At 59.3% G+C, this 20931-nt stretch carries 14 protein-coding genes; 8 read left to right on the top strand and 6 right to left on the bottom strand.

Annotated features, from left to right (window positions below; genetic code table 11):
• Positions 1-197: 197 nt before the first annotated feature.
• Entirely contained in the window at positions 198-698 is a 501-nt protein-coding gene (locus tag ABI796_RS12625; protein WP_141282413.1) for a hypothetical protein, read from the top strand.
• Between the two features lie 39 nt (positions 699-737).
• Here the strand turns inward: ABI796_RS12625 and ABI796_RS12620 are convergent, their stop codons facing one another.
• Positions 738-4898 (bottom strand): FtsK/SpoIIIE domain-containing protein, encoded by a 4161-nt coding sequence (locus ABI796_RS12620; protein ID WP_141282415.1) that lies wholly within the window; start codon positions 4896-4898, stop codon positions 738-740.
• Positions 4899-5096: 198 nt separating this feature from the next.
• Between ABI796_RS12620 and ABI796_RS12615 the strand changes: the two genes are divergently transcribed.
• The 7 genes from ABI796_RS12615 (at position 5097) to ABI796_RS12585 (ending at position 12752) form a co-directional block, all read left to right on the top strand.
• Complete coding sequence (locus ABI796_RS12615; protein WP_141282701.1) at positions 5097-5714, top strand: acyltransferase; 618 nt, start codon at positions 5097-5099, stop codon at positions 5712-5714.
• Positions 5711-6802, top strand: a complete 1092-nt coding sequence (locus tag ABI796_RS12610; RefSeq protein ID WP_141282418.1) for a DegT/DnrJ/EryC1/StrS aminotransferase family protein — start codon at positions 5711-5713, stop codon at positions 6800-6802. Before ABI796_RS12615 ends, ABI796_RS12610 begins: the two co-directional genes overlap by 4 nt.
• Positions 6802-7788 (top strand): Gfo/Idh/MocA family protein, encoded by a 987-nt coding sequence (locus ABI796_RS12605; protein ID WP_141282420.1) that lies wholly within the window; start codon positions 6802-6804, stop codon positions 7786-7788. Before ABI796_RS12610 ends, ABI796_RS12605 begins: the two co-directional genes overlap by 1 nt.
• A gap of 184 nt (positions 7789-7972) precedes the next feature.
• On the top strand, positions 7973-9157 hold the full coding sequence (gene glf, locus ABI796_RS12600) for a UDP-galactopyranose mutase (RefSeq protein ID WP_141282422.1): 1185 nt from the start codon (positions 7973-7975) through the stop codon (positions 9155-9157).
• On the top strand, positions 9154-11160 hold the full coding sequence (locus ABI796_RS12595) for a glycosyltransferase (protein ID WP_141282424.1): 2007 nt from the start codon (positions 9154-9156) through the stop codon (positions 11158-11160). The genes glf and ABI796_RS12595 overlap by 4 nt, the downstream gene beginning before the upstream one ends.
• A 2-nt stretch (positions 11161-11162) precedes the next feature.
• Positions 11163-12020, top strand: coding sequence for an ABC transporter permease (locus tag ABI796_RS12590; protein ID WP_170224877.1), 858 nt, complete (start codon positions 11163-11165; stop codon positions 12018-12020).
• The gene (locus ABI796_RS12585; protein ID WP_141282427.1) at positions 12021-12752 is read left to right on the top strand and encodes an ABC transporter ATP-binding protein; all 732 of its coding nucleotides are present in this window, start codon (positions 12021-12023) and stop codon (positions 12750-12752) included.
• Positions 12753-12973: 221 nt separating this feature from the next.
• Here the strand turns inward: ABI796_RS12585 and ABI796_RS12580 are convergent, their stop codons facing one another.
• The 5 genes from ABI796_RS12580 to ABI796_RS12560 all read right to left on the bottom strand — a co-directional run bounded on the left by ABI796_RS12580 (position 12974) and on the right by ABI796_RS12560 (position 20915).
• Positions 12974-15217, bottom strand: a complete 2244-nt coding sequence (locus ABI796_RS12580) for a YfhO family protein (RefSeq protein WP_141282429.1) — start codon at positions 15215-15217, stop codon at positions 12974-12976.
• A gap of 93 nt (positions 15218-15310) precedes the next feature.
• Positions 15311-16339, bottom strand: a complete 1029-nt coding sequence (locus ABI796_RS12575; protein ID WP_141282431.1) for a lysylphosphatidylglycerol synthase domain-containing protein — start codon at positions 16337-16339, stop codon at positions 15311-15313.
• A complete protein-coding gene (locus tag ABI796_RS12570) occupies positions 16336-17091 on the bottom strand; it encodes a glycosyltransferase (RefSeq protein ID WP_246095714.1) in 756 nt (251 codons plus the stop codon). The genes ABI796_RS12575 and ABI796_RS12570 overlap by 4 nt, the downstream gene beginning before the upstream one ends.
• Positions 17092-17304: 213 nt before the next feature.
• Positions 17305-20388 (bottom strand): chitobiase/beta-hexosaminidase C-terminal domain-containing protein, encoded by a 3084-nt coding sequence (locus tag ABI796_RS12565; protein ID WP_141282435.1) that lies wholly within the window; start codon positions 20386-20388, stop codon positions 17305-17307.
• Entirely contained in the window at positions 20388-20915 is a 528-nt protein-coding gene (locus tag ABI796_RS12560; RefSeq protein WP_141282703.1) for a hypothetical protein, read from the bottom strand. The genes ABI796_RS12565 and ABI796_RS12560 overlap by 1 nt, the downstream gene beginning before the upstream one ends.
• Positions 20916-20931 lie beyond the last annotated feature (16 nt).

The following is a 20931-nucleotide window of genomic DNA, read 5'->3' as shown; positions in this document are numbered from 1 at the left end:
TGTGAAAACATTCACGAGAGGCTCCAAAGGAAAGGGGCCCGCATGGGCCCCCTTGGTCGTCTGAGTCAAGCGTTTCATGTTAACGCCTTGTAAACAAGGGGTGTTAGTGGTCGAAATGCTCGGAATCCGTGAGCGATGCATCACATCAGCCGCCAGTGCCCTCACTGCTAGATGACTATGTCCGGTAGTGTGCCAGTGTGTCAAGACCTCCCGTAAACCCAGCCCAGCCCGTCCCCGGCCCGGATGGAAGCGATGATTCCGAGCCGACTGGAAACCTCGCTGCAAACAATCCCGGCGCTGCCCGCCCGCCGCTGGGAATTGTCATTATTTCCGTGGTTGTCCTCCTCGAAGCCCTCGCTCTCCTCGGTGCCGCCGCTTGGTACGCATATGAACTCCTTAGCGGTGCACCTGTGCTGACTTTTTGGGGAGCGATCTTCACTCTGGGTCTGCTGCTGGCGTTCTCCATCTGGTTATTCGCCGTGGGGCACTTCCTGTTCCGCGGCTACCGATGGACGCGTGCCGCAGCGTTGGTGGCCCAATTGTTTGTTCTCACCATAGGCTTTCCCACTTTGACCGGCGGGCTGGTGTGGCAAGGACTGGCCATGCTGCTTCCGGCGTTGGTTGCGATTGTCTTCCTCTTTCAGAAGGACGTTGTGGCCTATGCCTCCAATACCGGGGGATCGTCCGCAGCGTTGTAAACGTAGTTCCGGAGCCGGAGCCGGAGCCGGAGCGGCTAGTTAGCTGGTTTTGGGGTGTGCGGAAAAATCTGGTGTGAATACGCTGTGAAATGGCACGACCTCCGATCCGTTGATGAGAAAGCCACGCCCCGGGAGCCCCGCCCGAACGGCTTCAAGCCTCACTCCGAGGAGGTCACCGTCATGGGGCGTTCCGGGTGCCAGCACCAAGCCCGTTCCGGAGGCCTGCGCTTCCTTTGCAAGGGGAAGATGGAGAGCAAGAGATGGACTTGGTGATGCCGCCAGAATGATGCAGCGGACCCTTCCCACCAAGTCGGCCAAGGCCTGGCGACCTTGGGGATCCAAAGAAGTGGCGTCGTCCACGAGCAGGATGCTGTTGGGTTCAAGACTGCCCGATGCTGCTTCGCGTGCAACTGAAACCCAGAAGTCGCCAGCCATCAACGCATCCGGTGGGACCACCCAGGGAACCGATGGATTCAATGCCTGTAGCGCTGCCAGCGCCGAGCTCTTTCCAGAACGAGGACCGCCAAGAATGGTGCTGACTCCGTTTTTGCGCAACGGCATGGACACCGGAACGGCTTCATCCCCTCCGACCCCAATCCACACTGGCGACCCCACCCGGTCGCAAACGGCTAGGGGCTCGGCCAAGCCGGTATCGATTTCGGCGCAGGATTCTGCAAGTACTTCCGCCAGTGGAAGCAGAGCCCGGAAATCATGGGCAAGAAGAAGGCCAGGGAGTGGCCTTACCCGGAACGGCGGATCGGATGGGGCAAGGTGATCGAACGGCCACCGCTCATTCACTGGAGCAGTGCGAAACTGGGCCACCGTACCGTCGTCCTGAGCGAACTTCCCCATCAGGACGGCCCGCCCGGGAAGTGAATCCACGTCAGGGATTCGTGGCCAGTGGAATCTGGACTCTTCACTGGATCCTGAGGGGAAATACGCGCGGTTCTGTATTCCGGCAAAGAAACGTGAGCTGACGAGCTCCCTTTCCCCTGAGATGAGGACAGTGACACCGAGGGAACTGCCGTCCCTCACGATGTCCTGCAGGATCCCTTCCGCGTATGCAAAAGGCCCCGTCCGTAGGGCAGCAGCCCACGAACACCACCCGGCCACAATCAACACCAGGGGCGAATTCCCGGTCTTAAGTGCTCCAGGGGTTCGTCGGTGTTCCATTTCTCCGATGAGGCGTTGCAAGACCCGTGCAGCCAACTGCAGTTGATGAAGTCCTACCACAGCACCGATCCGAACTTCGTCGCCGAGGTGGCCAAACGTCCCCGTGGCATCGAGGATATAGAGGTGGGGCTGAGGTTCACGGGTAGCAAGCATGGCCGAGGTAGCCATGAAACACTCGCGCATGCCGCTGGACTCGCCGCCGATCATTGCCAGATGGCCGTCTTCGGAAGGGGACCACAGCAGCGGCTCCATCGTCTGGCGATGAGGCCTGTCCACTAGAGCCAGGGGTCCCACAGCCCGTCTGCCCTCCCTGGAGGCGCGGGCGTTGTCCGGCTCGGAAACCTGTTCCCGCCAAGGAATCGACGCTGGCAAGGGCAAGGCAATTGGACGTTTGGGCAGGGCTTTTCCAAGCGCATGCCAAGCACTGCGGACCGTTGAAACCACGCATTCAGGTCCAGTGTCCAGGAGGGAGCCTGCCTGACTTTCCGCGTTCCTGCTGACTGTGGGCCGACGCTGCAAAGCCTGCGACGCTGACTGCACCGCCTGCGGGGAACTCCCAAGCCCTGAGGCGGGTACGGTGACATGGGGCGAGAGGGAGGCTGTTTGGAACTCTTCAGGGCTACTGGAAGCTTTCGCAAGAAAGGCCCGGCCCGGCGTGCTCACCTTTATGGTTGCGGCGGCTTTCGTGTTGATGATGTCCATGGATTCTGCCTCCGTTTGCACACGCATGGAGATGCTTGAGGTGACGTTTGCCCGGATATCGGCGGTCAAAGCCCCCTGAGGGCGTTGGGTGGCCATCACCAAATGAATGCCCAGGGAACGCCCGATGGTGGCGATGCGCATGAGCTCGCGGAGACTGTTCGGTGCTTCATCTACCAACATGCGGAATTCATCAATCACCAGGACCAGAAACGGCACCTTTGGGTCGGTGGGGGAGGCTGCGCTCCGATACTGCGCAAGATCAGAAACACTGGCCGCGGCGAATAACTCTTCTCGGTACCGGATCTCTCCACGGAGCGAAACAAGGGCGCGCTCCAAGTGGTGCTTGGCGAGATCCGTCAGAAGCCCCACGCAGTGCGGCAGGCTTACTAAAGGCTGCAAGCCCGATCCACCCTTGAAGTCAAAGAACAGAAACGTTGTGTGATCCGGAGAATGACGTAGCGCCATGGACGCCACCAGCGTCCTAAGGAGCTCGGATTTGCCGGAGCCCGTGGTTCCGGCGACCAAAAGATGCGGGCCATCGAGCGTGAAATCAAAAGTCACCTCACCGCCACGGCTCGCTCCCAGCACGGCGGCAGGGCCGGTGTGCCCGGACATCTCGGCCCATCGGCGGAGTACTCTGCGCTGCCCGTGGGGGAGCAGATCGGCGAGTGAACAAGCCTGGGGAACAGTTGCGCCCGCGCTGGCCCTTTCTTCTGAATTTGAGGCAGCTCTCTTGCGGCAAAAGCCATCGAAAACTTCTGCTGAAACCAGATCCGGTACGAAGGGGCGGCGATGGTTGCCGGCCTCCAGGTAGCCTGCAGTTCCCGTAGGTGAAAGTACGATGACCGCCGCGGAAGGTGCCGGCGTGAGGGAGCATCGGATCAATTGCCAACGGGCGGATCGAGCGGCCTTCACGAGGGGCAACCACGATTCCTCGTCCTGAGGAAGAAGATCATCAACCATGAACAGCTTTCCCGTGCCCAACCCGTTTGCTTGCTGAAGCGCGGCAAGGGCGGTGCTGGGGCAGTCCGTCAGCGTCACCTGGTGGAGAAACCGTGCACTCAATGGCAACCTCTCCAGCTTCCCGAAAACAATGACAGGCGTCTGGGCGGCAGAGGGAAAGCTGGCCAGCTGCATCAAGAAAAAACGCAGCAGGCCGTCCACATGGTGGGGCTGTCCACAAACCGCCACTTCGGGATACCCGGGATTCAAAGTCATCGGGGCGGCCCCAATAGGCGGCTGCCGAAAGTGTGGATCCGCGGGAACGAGTTGAATGTTGGCCACTGATTGCGTGATTCCCAGCCGGAGCCAAACATCATGCCCACCTGGTTCGGCTTCGGCTGCCGGAGCCGGGAGTCTGGTGGCGTTTGCCTCCTCAACCACTGGCTCCCTTGCCCCCTGTTCCACTGGCGAGCGGCCACGTTCCGAAGAGTCATGAACTGCCAAAATGATCTCTGCTGCCGATGGTGAGCATCGGCGTCGGCGTTTGATGTCCTCCTGAACTGCCCGCCCAAGTGCCAGTTTTCCCTCAAGGCGGCCCTTCCGGCCTGCAATCAACGGGACGAGAAGGCTAATGGCCGATATTGCCGTGAATCCCAAGTACATCCACATGCCCGTAGCCAAGGAGAGGCCGATTCCAGCAAGCAACGGCAGTCCCGCCGCCAAGGCCATGGCCAAGCGGTTGCCATGGCGACGTGTATGACGTACTTCACGTGGTGCCTCAACGGACAGCCCCGCAGCACCGCTGATCTGCGGGCAGGGGCTACTGTCCGTGATTACGGTGAAGGTGGAGTTTCCGCATTCAACAGTGGAGGAGGCCGTCAACAAAGAGCGCTTTGTGGACCGGCCGTCCACGAAAACCGGCTTTGCGCGGTCCGCCGCCCTCAGCGCGACGGCTGTACCGGACACTTCCAGAATGGCGTGTTCCCTGGACATGCCGGGGTCGGCCACGGCAATTTCAGCCGAAGCCCTGCCGATTCGGTGTGAGCCTCGTTGGATTCTGAAGATGGAGCCGGCGCCGGGACCTGAGTGGGTGAGCAGCATCAGGGGAGAGGCCGGGAAGTTATTTCGTCGGTGGGGAGGATCTTCTCGACGTGGCGGCCCATCATCGACGAGAACGGCCCCTGAAACCAAAGGTGGCTCTCCCACCGTTAGGGTGTTCAGCGCTCGCCCTTCGACGCAGAGGAAGCCCGTACCACGTGCTGCTGTCAGAAGCTGCTGTACATGTGTGCCGGAGGTGCCGGCCGGGACTGCGACGCTGAGTTCCTCCGGTTCCGTTGTTTCAACAGCACCGGGGGCGCGCACCAGGGTGCACTCCAAGGCCATGGGTTCCTCCCCTTCACTGTGCGGAGTCAACAAAGTGCGGAGACAATTTCCGCAGTTGATGTGAATTACGCTACGGCGCTGCGAACCTTGGGGCAGGGGCGATTGTTGCCTATGTGGAAAACTCAGCCTGAACTCACACGCGGGCACCCTTGACACCGCGGCTTGGTGTCTCAGCTAAGATGAATCTCGTTGTCGCGTGTGCTCAATGAGGAAGGACCTTCACCGGTGATAGTGGTTGCAGAGAGCGCCGATGTTTCAGACGAGGCGGTAATTGGTGATGGATCAAAGATTTGGCATCTTGCCCAAGTCCGCGAGCAGGCCGAATTAGGCATCAATTGCATCGTAGGACGCGGGGCCTATATTGGCACCGGAGTCAAGATGGGGAACAACTGCAAAGTTCAGAACTATGCACTTGTCTACGAGCCCGCGGTACTGGAGGCCGGCGTCTTCATTGGCCCGGCTGTGGTACTCACAAACGATACTTACCCCCGGGCGGTTAGCCCGGATGGCGGATTGAAGAGCGCTCACGATTGGGAACCCGTTGGTGTCACCATTCGTGAAGGTGCATCCATCGGTGCCCGTGCCGTCTGCGTCGCTCCGGTGACCATCGGACGATGGGCCACAGTGGCTGCCGGCGCTGTTGTCGCCAAGGACGTCCCTGACTTTGCCCTGATGGTCGGAGTTCCGGCCAAACGCCACGGTTGGGTTGGAAAAGCCGGTTTCCCGCTGCAGCGCCAAGGCGAAAACTGGGTATGCCCCGAGACCGGCGCCACATATGTTGAACAGAACGAGACCCTTCGAGAGGTAGAGGCATGAGCCCCGAATTCATTCCCCCCGCTAAACCCATCATTGGTGATGACGAGCGCAAGGCGGTAGAAGCTGTCCTGGCCTCCGGCCAACTCGCGCAGGGCTCGGAGGTCGCGTCCTTTGAGCAGGAATTCTCGCAGGTACTCCTCGACGGCAGGGCTGCAGTAGCAGTCAACTCCGGTACGTCAGGCCTCCACCTTGGCCTCCTGGCTGCCGGCATCGGTCCCGGCGACGAAGTGATTGTTCCTTCCTTTACTTTCGCTGCCACGGCCAACTCCGTGGCTCTGACGGGAGCGACTCCTGTCTTCGCTGACGTCGACCTGGATCACTACACTCTTGATCCCGCATCCGTTGAATCGAAAATCACGGAACGAACGGCTGCCATTATGCCCGTTCACCTCTACGGGCACCCCTTTGACGTCGATGGAATCGGGGCAGTCGCTTCCAAGCACGGCGTAAAGGTCTTCGAAGATGCCGCCCAAGCGCACGGTGCGGCCGTCAATGGCCGAAAAGTGGGTACCTTCGGCGACTTCGCCATGTTCAGCCTGTACCCCACTAAGAACATGACCTCCGGCGAAGGTGGCATGGTCAGCACGGGCCTCTCCGACGTCGAGCGCCGCCTCCGGCTGCTCCGTAACCAGGGCATGGAGCGCCAATACGAAAATGAGCTTGTTGGCTTCAACGCCCGCATGACCAACATTCACGCTGCCATTGGTCGCGTGCAGTTGACCAAGATCAATGCCTGGACCAAGACCCGCCAGGAGAACGCTGCCTTCTTCGACGCCAACATTGAAGGCGTAGTGACCCCCAAGGTCTCTGAAGGCTACGAGCACGTGTACCACCAGTACACCATCCGCATCGCTGAGGACCGTGACGGTTTCGCCAAGGCCCTGCGTGAGGAATACAACGTGGGCTGTGGCGTGTATTACCCCATCCCGAACCACCGCCTCGCTCCTTTCCAGACCTCCGATGACTTGCCTGTTACCGAGGAAGCCGCGGCCAGCGTCTTGTCGCTCCCGGTTCACCCGTCGCTGAGCCAGGACGATCTTGACCGTATTGTTTCGGCGGTCAACGCCATCGCAAAGGCAGGAAGCTAGTGGCAAATCTGCGTGCAGGCCTCATCGGACTGGGGATGATGGGCCGCCACCACGCCCGCGTTATCCGCGAGCTCGAAGGCGTGGACCTCGTAGCGGTGGCTGACTCCTTCGGAGATCCTCACAACGTAGCCAGCGGACTCGAGGTCTGCAGTTCGGTTGAACAGCTCATTGAGCAGGGAATCGACATGGCCGTAGCCGCAGTGCCGACCGTGCTTCACGAAGAAGTTGCCTTGCAACTTGCTGAAGCCGGTGTGCACTGCCTGGTGGAAAAGCCCATTGCCAACGACTCCGAGTCAGGCCGTCGTATCGCCGAGGCTTTTGACTCAAGGGGATTGATTGGGGCAGTAGGCCACATTGAGCGATTCAACCCGTCATTGCAAAGCCTGCGCGAACGGCTCGGCAACGGCGATCTGGGCGAGGTCTACCAAATATCCACTCGCCGGCAAGGCCCGTTCCCTTCCCGCATCGCGGATGTTGGTGTGGTCAAGGACCTGGCGACCCACGACATCGACCTCACAGCCTGGCTTGCACAGAGCAACTTCGTGAACGTCGTTGCGCACACCACTTCCAGAAGCGGCCGCGAACACGAGGACATGGTCACCGCCATTGGCCATCTCAAGAGCGGCGTGGTCACCAACCACATCGTCAACTGGCTCTCGCCCATGAAGGAGCGCACAACTGTGGTTCTGGGCGAACGGGGTGCATATATTGCCGATACCATCTCGGCGGACCTGACATTCATCGAGAATGGCACTTTCCAGACCGACTGGGACTCCGTCGCCGCTTTCCGCGGCGTTTCCGAGGGTTCGTCCACGCGTTTTGCCCTGGCAAAGCGCGAACCGCTCAAAATGGAGCACGAGGCATTCCGGGACGCTGTGCTCGGAAAGTCCATGAACATTGTCACAATGGCCGAAGGTCTTGAAACCCTTCGCGTTGCTGAGGCTGTGCTCGAGTCCGCAGGTACAGGCTCTGTGATCTCGCTCTGACTTTGTTCTTTCAGCAGTATTGAACGGGAGGCCGGCTCTAAGCCAAGCCTCCCGTTCTTTTTTTCGGACAATTGCTGCACTGATGCTGTGAACCGCCGAATCGGGGAACGATCGTAACGTCGGGTAGCCTTGACCAGTAGACGTGGGCATCTCTGTGCCCGCACGCCAATACACAGGAGAGTTTGTGAACGCTGATCTCGTCGTCGTCGGCTCGGGTTTCTTTGGCCTGACCATTGCAGAACGCGCCGCTACCGAGTTGGGGCTGAAGGTTGCGGTGCTCGATCGCCGCCACCATATTGGTGGAAACGCCTACAGCGAGAATGAGGCGAAGACCGGAATCGAGGTACACCGCTACGGCGCCCACCTCTTCCACACCTCGAATGAACGTGTTTGGGAATACGTGAACAGGTTCACCAAGTTCACCAACTACCAGCACAAGGTGTACACCAGCCACAAGGGTGAGGTGTACCCCATGCCCATTAACCTGGGCACCATCAACCAGTTCTTCCGCTCGGCAATGAGCCCCACGGAGGCAAAGGCACTCATTGCCGAACAGGCCGGCGAGCTGGCGGGTACCGATCCCCAGAACCTCAATGACAAGGGCATCCAACTCATCGGCCGCCCCCTCTATGAGGCATTCATTAAGCACTACACGGGTAAGCAGTGGCAGACGGATCCGAAGGACCTGCCCGCCGAGATCATTTCGCGGCTTCCTGTGCGCTACAACTACGACAACCGGTACTTCAATGACACCTACGAGGGTCTCCCGGTAGACGGCTACACCGCATGGATTGAACGCATGGCGGATCACCCGAACATTGAGGTAGTCCTGAACACAGACTTCTTCGACGACGGCGAGTTTGGCCGCTCTTCTGTCCTCGGTCAGGTGCCGGTCATCTACACGGGTCCGGTGGACCGCTACTTCGACTACGCCGAAGGCGATCTCTCCTGGCGCACCATCGATCTCGAAGAGGAGGTCCTGCCGATCGAGGACTTCCAAGGCTGTTCTGTCATGAACTACCCGGATGCTGATGCTGCGTTCACGCGGATCCACGAGTTCCGCCACTTCCACCCCGAGCGTGATTACACCAAGGACGCCACCGTTATCATGCGTGAATTCTCACGCTTTGCTGAAAAGGGCGACGAGCCCTACTACCCGGTGAACACTTCTGAGGACCGCCAGAAGCTGCTGGCTTACCGGGATCTTGCCAAGGGCGAGAAGTCGGTTCTGTTCGGTGGCCGCCTTGGAACCTACAAGTACCTGGACATGCACATGGCCATCGGTTCGGCTTTGTCCATGTACGACAACAAGATCAAGCCGCACTTCACCGGCGGCGCCAAGCTTGAAAGCGGGGGAGTGGACGCATGACCGCTACAACAAACGAAAGCCAGGAGACTGCCATGACGGCCACTACTGCCGCTGAAACCCCGGCATCGACGGAACAGAACCTGCGGATTGTCCAGCGCATAATTTTTCCTGCCAACCGCGACCTCGACACACTGCCGCTGTATGTGGATCCTGATACCAACAAGGTCCAAAGGAGCGGCGGAAGCGCCGATGTCCAGGCGATTGGCATGGCACGGAAACTCCACCCGGAGGACATCCTGGGGCGGGGCTCCGTTCAGGTCCGTCGCGGTGAGCGACTTTCGTTCGGTTCCTATTTCAATGCTTTCCCTGCCAGTTACTGGCGCAAATGGACCATTGCTGAAAAGACTGTGCTCCACATTGAAACCGAGGGAGAGGGAACGGTCATCGTGTACCGTTCCAACGCCCGTGGCGCTGCTCAGCGCGTTGACTCGATTCTGGTGGAGGGCTCATCCACCAATGAGTTCGATCTGACCTTGGCTCCCTTTGGAGATGGTGGCTGGTACTGGTTCGACCTCATTGCAGGCGGCGACGGAATGACGCTCAAGAGCGCTCACTGGGCTGTCCCCGATGAGGGCCGCCCCCAGGGTCGTGTGACACTTGGCGTCACAACATTCAATCGTGCCGATTACTGCCTCGAGACCATCAAGTCCATCGATGCCGACGCAGGCCTTCGGGAAATACTTGCCGAACTCATCATCGTGGACCAGGGCAACAAGAAGGTGGCCGACGAAGCCGGCTTCGATACCGTCGCTGAGTCCATGGGTGACCAACTCCGAATCATCAACCAGGGCAACCTGGGCGGTTCGGGCGGATTTGCCCGCAACATGTACGAGATGGTCGTTTCTGACAAGAGCGACTACGTCATGCTGCTGGACGACGACATCGAGCTGGAAACGGAAGGTGTGATGCGGGCGGTGGCGTTTGCCGACCTCTGCCGCAAGCCGACCATTGTTGGTGGCCACATGTTCGACATGTACAACAAATCCGTCCTTCACGCGTACTCAGAGGTAGTGAACTTTTATCGGTTCCTTTGGGGACCGGTGGAAGGACTTGGTAATCACGACTTCTCCAACGCAGGTCTGCGCTCCACTCCGCAGCTGCACCGTCGTTGGGACGCAGACTACAACGGCTGGTGGATGTGCCTCATCCCCAAGACCGTTGTTGAAACCATCGGCCTGTCCCTTCCGGTGTTCATCAAGTGGGATGACGCTGAATACTCCCTCCGAGGCCGCGCAGCGGGATTCCCCACTGTCACCTTCCCGGGAGCAGCAGTCTGGCATGTCTCGTGGGCCGACAAGGACGATTCCGTGGACTGGCAGGCTTACTACCACGAGCGCAACCGTCTCATCGCCACTCTCCTGCACTCCCCGTTCCCCAAGGGCGGGCGCATTTTGCGGGAGAGCTTGAACACGGACGTCAAGCACCTGGTGTCCATGCAGTACTACCCGGAGCAGGCCCGCGTGATGGCTCTGCGCGATGTCCTTGCAGGACCGGGCAACCTTCACAAGCAGTTGCCCACCACCATGCCCAAACTCCGTGCCATGCGTGAGGAGTTCCCGGACTCGCAGGTCAAGACAGACCCTGCAGCGTTCCCGGAGGTCTTCCGCAAGCGTCCTCCCAAGAAGCCTCAGTCCTACAAGCAGCCTGGTCCTCTGGGCCTGCTTCCGTGGGCAGTGAAGACTGTCCTCAAGCAAACGCTTGCCCCGGTGCGTGATACTGCCAAAGCCAATCCTGAGGCGCACGTAGCCCATCAGGATGGCAAGTGGTGGAGCTTGGCTCACCTGGACAGTGCCGTAGTGTCCAACGCGGACGGCACAGGCGCTTCCTGGCATTTGCGGGACCCCAAAATGGCCCGGCAGCTGGTGGTCGAATCGGCCAAACTGCACGCTCAGCTTTTCTCCAACTGGGAGACGCTGAGGGCTCAGTACCGCGAAGCGCTTCCTGAGATTACTTCCATGGAATCCTGGCGGGAAACGTTCGAAGCTTCGGAGCCCAGCAAGTAGCAATGACGACTTCCACTGAAACATATGCTGTTCCCGGGGTAGGTGCGGGGCTGCTGGACGTATATCGGCGCCGCTACCTCCTTAAGTTGATAGTTCGCAAGGAACTCCGCGTAAGGTACCGGGGCTCTGTCCTTGGCCTTGCCTGGTCCTACGTCAAGCCGCTGGTTCAGTACGTTGTACTGTTCTTCGCCTTGGGAATTGTGCTCCGCGTGGGGGATCAGATCCCCAACTATGCGCTGTACATGTTCTCCGGCGTCATCGTCATCAATTTCTTCTCTGAGGCGTTCTCGAATGCAACGAGATCAATTGTCTCCAACGCGGCCTTGGTCAAAAAGATTTATCTGCCAAGGGAACTGTTCCCGGTTGCCTCAGTGTGGGTAGCAGCGGTTCATTTTCTCCCTCAACTGGTGGTTTTGTTGGCGGCCGCGCTGCTGAACGGGTGGAAGCCGGACATCATGCAGCTCATTGGAGCTGCTTTGGGCTTCGTGATCGTGGCGGTAACAGCAACTGGTTTGGGCCTCTTGGCCGGGGCCATCAATGTGTTCTTCCGCGACGCAGAGAACATCGTCGACATGTTGATGATGATCGTTACCTGGACATCGCCGGTGCTCTATGACTGGACAATGATTCGCCGGTTGGCCCCTGAGTGGGTGTTGGTGATCTACCAGCTCAACCCGATCACTGTGGCGGTGGAATTGTTCCACTGGGCGTTCTGGTATCCCACTGTGGATCGTCCGGTCGAATTGCCCCCGCATCTGATGTGGACCGGACTCATCGGCCTCGGCATGGCAGCGTTGTTCCTTATCATCGGCCAACTCGTCTTCCGACGACTTGAGGGCCACTTTGCGCAGGAGGTCTAGATGGGCGCCGCGATAATCGTCAAGGGCCTTAAGAAGACGTTCAATCTTCGCCATTCGCACTCCCTCAAGGAGACGCTCGTGTGGTTGGTGAAAGGCCGGAAAAGTGATCTCAGCAAGAAGTTCGATGCCCTCCATGATGTGAGCTTCGAGATTCAGCCCGGCGAAACCGTGGCCCTGCTGGGTTTCAACGGCTCGGGAAAGTCCACGCTGCTGAAACTCATATCCGGAGTCATCCTGCCGGACAAGGGAACAGTCCGTACAAAGGGCCGTGTGGCCGGGCTCATCGAAGTTGGCGCCGGCTTCCACCCGGATCTGTCCGGGCGTGAAAATGTCTTCCTTAATGCCGCGATCCTGGGAATGACTGAGCAGGAAATTAACGAGAAGTTCGATGAGATCGTTGCTTTTTCCGAGATTGAGCAGTTCATAGACACCGAAGTGAAGTTCTATTCCTCCGGCATGTTTCTGAGGCTGGCCTTCGCCGTGGCTGTTCACACGCAGCCGGATATTTTCCTTGTGGATGAGATTCTGGCCGTTGGCGACGAACCGTTCCAGAAAAAGTGCTTGGCCAAGATTAAGCAACTTTCGGATGAAGGACGGACTTTGGTTGTGGTGAGCCACGATCTCGACATGATCTCGCGTATCTGCGACAGGGGAGTAGTCCTTGCTTCCGGTACGGTGCAGTTCGAAGGCCCGGCTGACCAGGCTGTTGCTTGGTTGAGGGACAGCAACTAAGGCGATCATCGGCATGTGATCCCACGAAGCGCAGCGAAGGCCACCACACGTCCTCTCCGGAGGATGAGCGGTGGCCTTCATTGTGCGGGGCCAAGGCCGTCTTGGAGGGTACCACCAGAGCTGCCCGAGCCCGCCATGCAGCGGGAACACAAGAAGAGCGTCCATCCTTGGGGATGGACGCTCTTCCGGGTCCTGCAGCCTTACGGACGATACCGGACCGGCTACACGGAAACCTTCTCAGCAGGCGCTGGGACTGCCTGTTCTTCCGTCGCCTTGCGGCGATGCCGGCGAACGTAGTGGAAAACAGTGAAGACCAGAATTCCGAACCAAGCGGCTGCTTGGGCCGCGAGGCCCATGGTGAGACCCGGCGTCGTGAACGTTACATCAACCGATGTGGCTCCTGCCGGGACATCCACCAGAATTACTCCGGCCGGACCCTGCGTGAGCTTTTGCGGTTCCCCATCTACCGTGACGGTGTAACCGGGCCACGCGAGGCGGGCAAGGGTCAACTTCCCGGCGGTGCCATCTCCGGAGAGGGTGATGTGTTCATCGTTGCCGTCCCTGACGGACTCCTTGACCGTGATGCCATCGGCGGCCCAAGAGACAGTGCCCGGGTAGGGCAAGGGGTTTTCCCGCTGAAGGATTGTCCTGGTTTCATCGGAGGCCACAATGGACCAACCCGGGGCAACGTTGAGCTGGTCAGGGGCGATCATGGTCTTCTGCACGGCCACGGTTTCGACTTGAAGGACGTCCGCAAGCGTGGCATTTATTTCACCGGAGGCTTGCTTGAACAGTTCCGTGTAAGCCAGCGGGCAGGTTTCACCCCGGTAGTTCATGCACAAGGCATTGACGTACGTGGTGAAGCTGATTCCGCTGTAACGGCCCATGCTGTTATTGACGTCGGCATTGAGGATCTGGTTGCCGTAGAGCAGGCGGCCCTCAGTGAATTCCTCGCCCGTAATCTTCATGGTGTTGAAGATCTGAATTGTGTTGCCCCGGTAGTTGCTCGTGGAGTCACGGAGTGTGTCCGCGTCCACGGGGGAACCGATGCCGGCAACGGCATTGTTGGGGACGAATTGCCTGGATTGCATTCCGAGGGTAGCGATTGTTCCAACCACCATCACTGCTGCAAGTCCCCGGTAGCCAAACCGCTTCCAGCCAAGGACGGCCAAGCCCACCAGAACGAGTGTCACGGCGAGAGTGAAGACCTGCCATTTACCGCCGTCGGGCACCATGGACCAGGCCCGGTACGTTCCAAACCCAAGAATGGCAACGGTGATAAACAACCGTTTCTTCCAGGAGGTGGTTTTCAGACCAGCTGAGGCCACCACTGCAACGAGAACGATGACGCCGAGGTACACATATTCGATGAGTCGGATCGGCCAACGGAAAACAAGAACCTGGGAGGGAGCGAAAGTGAGCAGGAAGTAGATGCCTGTGATGATGTAAATGCTGAATATTTGGCGTGAACGGTTCCTGAAGCTGCGGAAATCAAGCCATGGAAGCAACGGCAGGACAAACCACGCCAGGTAACTGGAGGGCACGTTATCGATGGGAGCCCAGAAGTTGTTGATTCGAGGCCTCATGGAGGATGTGCTCATTGTCAGCAGCGATGACATATCCGGGGAAAGGAAGAGGTCATTCAGGATTTCGTTCTGCTGGCGTACGGTCACGGCAGAGCTTAGAGGCAACGGGAAGTAGACCAAGACGGCGGTTAGACCCACCAAGGCGCCGACGATGACGATCGGAATCAGCCTGCGCCAGTGCCTCATGAGCATCAGTTCAATCGCGACTGCAGCGAGGACGAGAATAACGCCTATGGCACCGTACGGGTTACCGGCAGTCATGGTGAGGAAGCCCAGCAGGAACGGCAGGAAGGGCGATGTGTTCCGACGGGCGTAGCGTCGGACTGACCACCAGAAAACGGTAATCCAGGCGAAGGCCATCAGGCCGCCTGGCCAGCGGGCTGCTTCATAGAAGAGTGTGAATCCGCTGAAGGGGATAGCTACGCCGGCGGCCAGGGCAAGCGGCCGGTTGGACCCATAGTCGCGGGCCAGCATGAACGTACCGAACGCCAGCAACGCGATGAACTGGACGATGATGAAGTAGCTCGCCAGGGACAGGTTCTCGAAGTTTGAAACGATGACCGAGTTGACGATGTTTACCGGGTTGAAAATGCCGTAGCCAACCTCGGCCACGATGTTGCCGCCTACCCAGCCGCCGGGCTCCATCAAGGGGAAACGGCCGGAACGAATCTCCTCACCCATGTGCCGCCACAACGGGAGGAAGGACTGCATCATGTCATCCCAGTAGTAGAACGTGGGATTGAAGAGTCTGGGAATGATGGAGGCAACGGCGGCTATGGCGGCAGTGATAATGCCCCAGTGCCAGTCGTGCTGCAAGAAGTAGCGGCGCCGGGCAACCGGTGGTCGCTGGGCGGTAGCCACGGAAGTTCCTGCTGTCATGGTCTTGGCTTGCTCCTTAGCGCGCGGCATAAGTCTGAAAATTGGCCCGGTGTTCTGCCGTGATCACTCACAGCCGCAGGCATCCGGAACCTGTTACGGGGCCTCGGAGGTGGACTCGGCGGGAGTCTTGGAAGCGGACTGTTGCCGCCACCGGAAGTGAACAAAAGCGATGCCGACGCACAATAGGTCCGCAATGGTGAACATGATGCGCGACAGGGCTGCGATGGCTGTAGCCGCGCCGGCACTCATCATTCCGGCCAAGGCAAGGATGAGGATCGCTTCCCGGGCACCAACGCCGGCAGGAAGCAGGAATGCCAGAACACCCAAGGTCATGCCAAGAGCCAACGCACCAGTCAGGACCAGGAAGGTTGCGAGGTCCAGTGTGGCCTCATGGCCAACCAGGATCCACAAGTGCAGCCCGAAGCACAGGTACATCAGAACGCCCAGGATGAAAGCCTTCACCATGGTGTTGGCCTGGATACGCTCGGGAAGCGGGGGCCGGCGGAAGACCCGAAGGACGATGTTGACCAGGAACGTCACAACGTTCGGGTTCATCGCCAGGATGACCACAGGAAGAATGACGTACAGCCACTGCAGATTGGGCTGACGTTGGACCAGAATCGGCAGAGCCGACGCTCCGACTACCAGGGCTGCTCCGATGGTGATTCCGGTGCTTACCAGGGATGCCACAAAGACTTGCGCACGCGCAATGCCGTTCTTGCGGCCCAGCTCCATTTGCAGCACGAATGCCCACACCGAACCGGGAAGGTATTTGCCGATTTGGCCGACAAGATAGATCTGGTTGAGCACCAGCCCCTGGGGCTCGACGTCAACCTGGCGCAACAAGCTCGCCATAACGACCCGCCACATATACATGCCCAGGAGAACACCCGGGATGAGTGCCAGCAGGGACAGCAGAACCTGCCACCAATACAGCGCGAAAACGGTGGCTTGGACTTGCGGCCATTGGACTGCAATGAAATACACCGCAGCGGCGAACACGATCACTACCAGTGCGCGCCGTGCGAAGTCCACCAGCTTGGCTTTGGTGGTCTTGGCAGGAGGCTGTTCCTGATGGACGTCGTTGTTATTCGACGGTGTTTCTGCGATTGAGTCCGTCATGAGGCGCGCGTCCCGGCGTTGGGTGCTGCCGCGAACTCACTCCGACGGCGGCGCATGGCCACGAGTCCCTTGAACATCTTGACGACGTCGGCAGTTCGGATGGTGGTTTCGCCCGGTTCGTCGTCCGGTGCCAGTGTGACGGGCACTTCGACGATTTTGAAGCCCTGCTTCTCAGCGGCATAGACGACCTGGGTGCTGAAGAGGAACCCGGGATCGTCAAAGCGGTCTACCATGCTCCGCAGCCACTCGCCGTCGACGATCAGGGTCCCTTGGGAATCGCCGATCTTGGATCCGAGAATCACCTGCCGCAGGGTCTTGAAACCGAAGGTGGTAATTCCACGAATCGCACTTCGTTCTGTGATCGAGTCCTTGTGGGCTTTCGAACCGATGACAATGTGCGGCTTGGTGGTTAGTTTTTTGTCTTCGTCAAGATCGTCCGTGCCGAAGGGGAGGTCATCGGCCGTGAGGAGTACCCGGCGGCCTGAGCTGGCTTCGATGCCCCTGCGGTAGGCATTTCCCATGCCCTTTTGGCTTTGGAGGACCTGGAACCTCACGTTGGGCGTGTCCACCGCGTGCTTAAGGGCGACCTCGAGTGTTTTGTCGGAAGAACCGTTCTCCACGATGATGATCTCGGAGGTGCCACTGGTTAAGTAGCCGGAAAGACGGGCCATTGTTGCCGCCAAAATCCGTTCTCCGTTATAGACCGGGATCACAACGGAGAGATCCGGTTGGCCTGCCTGGTCGAAAGTCAAGACTCTCCTCGGTAGTTCGTGCCGACGAATTCTTGAACGCCAGCCGCAGCCCGCAACGCTGGTGTCACGAGTTCCTTGCAAACCCTCAGTCTAGTTCATTGTTGGATGCCTTCTGTGGAAGTACGGCAGCCTCGCCGCCGGCAGCAGACGAAAGGGGTGCACCGGATATTCTCCGGTGCACCCCTCAAAACGGCAAGCTGTGTCTGTCCCGTATTAGGGGAGCGAAGTAAATCCTTGCCATCCATTGCCTACCTGGCCCCACGCGAGCCAACCGCCGGAGCCGTTGCCTGGGTAGAGCCACAGGTTTCCGCTGGCGTCCCGGGCAAGAACATCGGCTTTGCCGTTGCCGTTGAAATCGCCGGGTCCAAGCAGGGCCGTCATGCCGCTCCAGCCGCTGCCGATCTGGATGCGCGCACCCCAGCCGCTGCTGCCGTTTCCGGGGTAAAGCCACAAGGCGCCCCCTGTATCGCGTGCAATCACGTCTGTCTTGGCGTCGCCGTTGAAGTCACCGGTGCTGAAGATGGCATTCATAACGTTCCACCCTGATCCGACCTGGGTCCGGCCAGTGCTGAACTTTCCCGATCCATCGCCCTTGTAGAGCCACAGGGCTCCGGAAGCATCCCTGGCCAGCACATCGGATTTGCCGTCTCCGCTGAAGTCGCCCGGTGCTGCCACGGCTGTGAAGCCGCTCCAGCCGGAGCCCACCACCTCGGGAGGCTGCCACCCGCCTGTACCGTTTCCCCTGAAGAGCCAGATCTGGCCGGAGGCGTCACGGGCAAGGACATCACTTCGCCCATCGCCGCTGAAATCCCGTGTTGGGATGATCAGGTTGTAGTTGTTCCACGACGTTCCCGTGTTGACCTTGCCCAACCATCCACCTGTGCCGTTGCCCGGATAGAGCCACAGCGTGCCCGCTGCATCCCGGGCGAGGACGTCATTCCTGGCATCGGAGTTGTAGTCCTTCCACGTATTGGCCGGAGCCGCAGGCAAGGTGTAAGTCTGCGAGGCTACTGCCGATTGGTTTCCGGCAGCATCCACGGCGAAGTACTTGACCGTTGTTGTTGCCGCCGGAGTCAATGTCACCGATGTGATGCCGGAAGGGCTGGAAACCGTGGGCGTGGAATTGTCCGTGGTGTAGTGGATCTTCGCCCCGGACTCTGTAGTCAACGTGACCTTTTGACCAAGGGTGAGGTTCCCACCCAGGGGATTTGCAGTCACCGTTGGCGCTACGTTGTCCAGTACATACACCTGGGACTGCGGAGCCGAGGCATTGTTGGCGGCGTCCACTGCAATATAGGTGATGGTCTTGCTTCCCATGGTGATGGGAGCGGTGTAGAGCGTGCTGGCCGTGGTGGGGGCCGTGCCGTTTTCCGTGTAGTAGATCTTCGCGTCGGCCTCGCTGGCTGTCAGCGTGACCTTGGCTGCAGGACCATACGTTCCCCCTACGGGACTGGCAGTCACCGATGGAGGTGTGGTGTCAGCTACGAAAACCGTGAAGTTGACGCCAGCAACGGTGGTGTTGCCTGCAGTGTCCCGGGCCTCTACCTCGAACCTGTTGGGTCCGTTCGCGATGTCTGCATAGACCTTGGGTGAGGTGCATGCTGTGAAGGCATCGGTTCCCAAACGACAACGGAATCCCGCGACGTCCGAGGAGGAGGAGCTGAATTGAAATTGGTAGCCGGCTCCGACAGTAGCTCCGCTGGCGGGAGCCGTGATGGCTACCTGCGGGGCGGTCAAGTCAGCGGTCACCGTTTGCGCAGTGACGGGGCTGACGTTGCCTGCCTGGTCTGTGCTGCGAATCCGCAATACATGCGTACCTGCTGTGGTGAGCGTAAAAGTGTCACCGGGTACACATGTTTGGAAGGCGGCATCGGCAGTGGAATCGACTGAACAGCTGAGCGTCGTTCCCTGCTCGAAGGTGGCGCCCAGTACAGGCTTGCCGTTGACAACCTGGCCACTGTTGGGAGAAGTGAAGACAGGTGCGGCAGGCGCTACAGTGTCCACCGTGAAGCTCCGTGAAACCGGAACCCCACCTGGAGCAGGCCTTACGGAGAAGGTCTGAGGTCCGTTGAGCAACGCAGCCGAAGTGTAGGTTCCTCCGGTGCAATCAACCCACGTTCCACCCATGGAACACTCCAGGGCACTGCCGGCCGGCTCCGCGGTCACGGCGAACGTTGGAGTGGTGTCATTGGTGAACTCGGGGTTGGGAGCCTGCGCACCATTTGCCAGGGTTGGACCTGAAATGATCTTGGCTACCGCGCCGCCGAGGATGCTGATGCTGCCTCGGCCGGTTGCCGGAGTCGAGCCCAATTGGCCGGGATCATCAAGTACAAGCAGCTGTCCGCCGCGCATGCCGAGGCCACTGATTTTGCTGAAGCCCAAGGCCCATTGATTGTCCACAACGCCAGTGGTGAGGTTCAGACGCGAAACCTTGTCCGTGCCTGCTGTGGTGCCGCTGCTTGTCCCTGTATAGATAACGTGGGCATCGTAGTCATAGTAGATCGCTGCCGCGACGCCAACGTTGTAGGAAGTCAGCGGTACGTAGTCCGTCATGGCACCGTCTCCAGGGGCAGAGAATGCCCTGAGGCCGGTGGTTTCAAGAACGTAGATGCTGACGTTGCCGTTGCTGTCCCAGCCCGCCGCTACGAGGCCCAGAGAACGGGTGCTCACAGAGGCTATGGATTCAATGCTTGGGTGCATGATGGTGGGATTTACGATCTTGATGATTGACCGGGCATTGGCGAACGACAAATAGATGTTGCCGTCAGGACCGTCAGAAACTGCATTCGGGCGGACATCGCCGTCAAGAACCGTTAGCGTGCTGCTGTATTCGAAGAGATCCAGCGGAGGGTTCCACACGGCCCTGACCAGGTGCGAACTTCCAACAGCGGAGTCCGGAATGAAGACTGTCTCGTCACCACTTCCTATCGATCCCGGTGTGGGATCGAGAACAATTGAAACTCCGGGAACCTTGGGCCCGGGCCCGGCACCAGGCAGGCTTCCGCCCAGGCACGTGTCCTGCTCAATAGTGCCGGCATTTCCGTTAACCGGCTCTGACATCCGGCAGAACCCGGCCACACTGTCAGAAACCCACATCCGGCCAATGGGGTCCAAAACGGTCCCTGCGGGTTTGGTGAGACCGATCCCTATGATTTGTTTCTGCTGGTCTGCGTGGGCGGGGGTGCTTGAAACCATCGCCGTCATGCCTGCAGCCGTCAGTAGAACTGCAGCCAATGCGGTGATGACCTTGCGTCCGCGAAGCCGCCACCCGGCGTCGTGCCGTGTTTGCTGTTCCATCACGCCACTTCCTTCAGCCACTTGGTCAGGACCGCGGCCTGCGGCGCCATGGGCGCGAATGTCAGCGCTCCTTTGACAATGGGAACGCCCCCAAGGCCATAGAGGGCCGTGCTGATGGTGGGCGGATTGTTTCTTGTGCACGCTTTGATGATGGCGAGACAAATATCATTGCGTGAGCCCGTGGCCCCCGCCTCGATAGCGACATTAACTGCAGCATTTTCTTCCGCTGCCAATACTTGGGGCTGTGGGCCCACATAAGTCACTACGACGTCGGCGAATTTCTTGTATTGGGTGTTCGCCCAAACCTCTTCAAGGCTCGACAAGATAATCAGCGGATTTCCGTTGATTCCGCGACACTCGAATTGATAGCGCTTTACTGGTTCGGGTCTTTCGACGCGTGGTTTGTCGGCATCGCCGGCATTCGTCACGCCCAGTTTGAAAGGCTCAACATTTTCTACGACCTTGACCGAGCAGCCTGTAAGAACGAGACCGGCTAGGCCAAGCTGGACGACAACGCGTCTTGGCATGTCCACCGAGGGATCC

The organism is Paenarthrobacter aurescens, from assembly GCF_041549525.1.
Classification (GTDB): Bacteria; Actinomycetota; Actinomycetes; order Actinomycetales; family Micrococcaceae; genus Arthrobacter; species Arthrobacter aurescens.
This window is presented reverse-complemented; position numbering and strand designations above follow the sequence as displayed.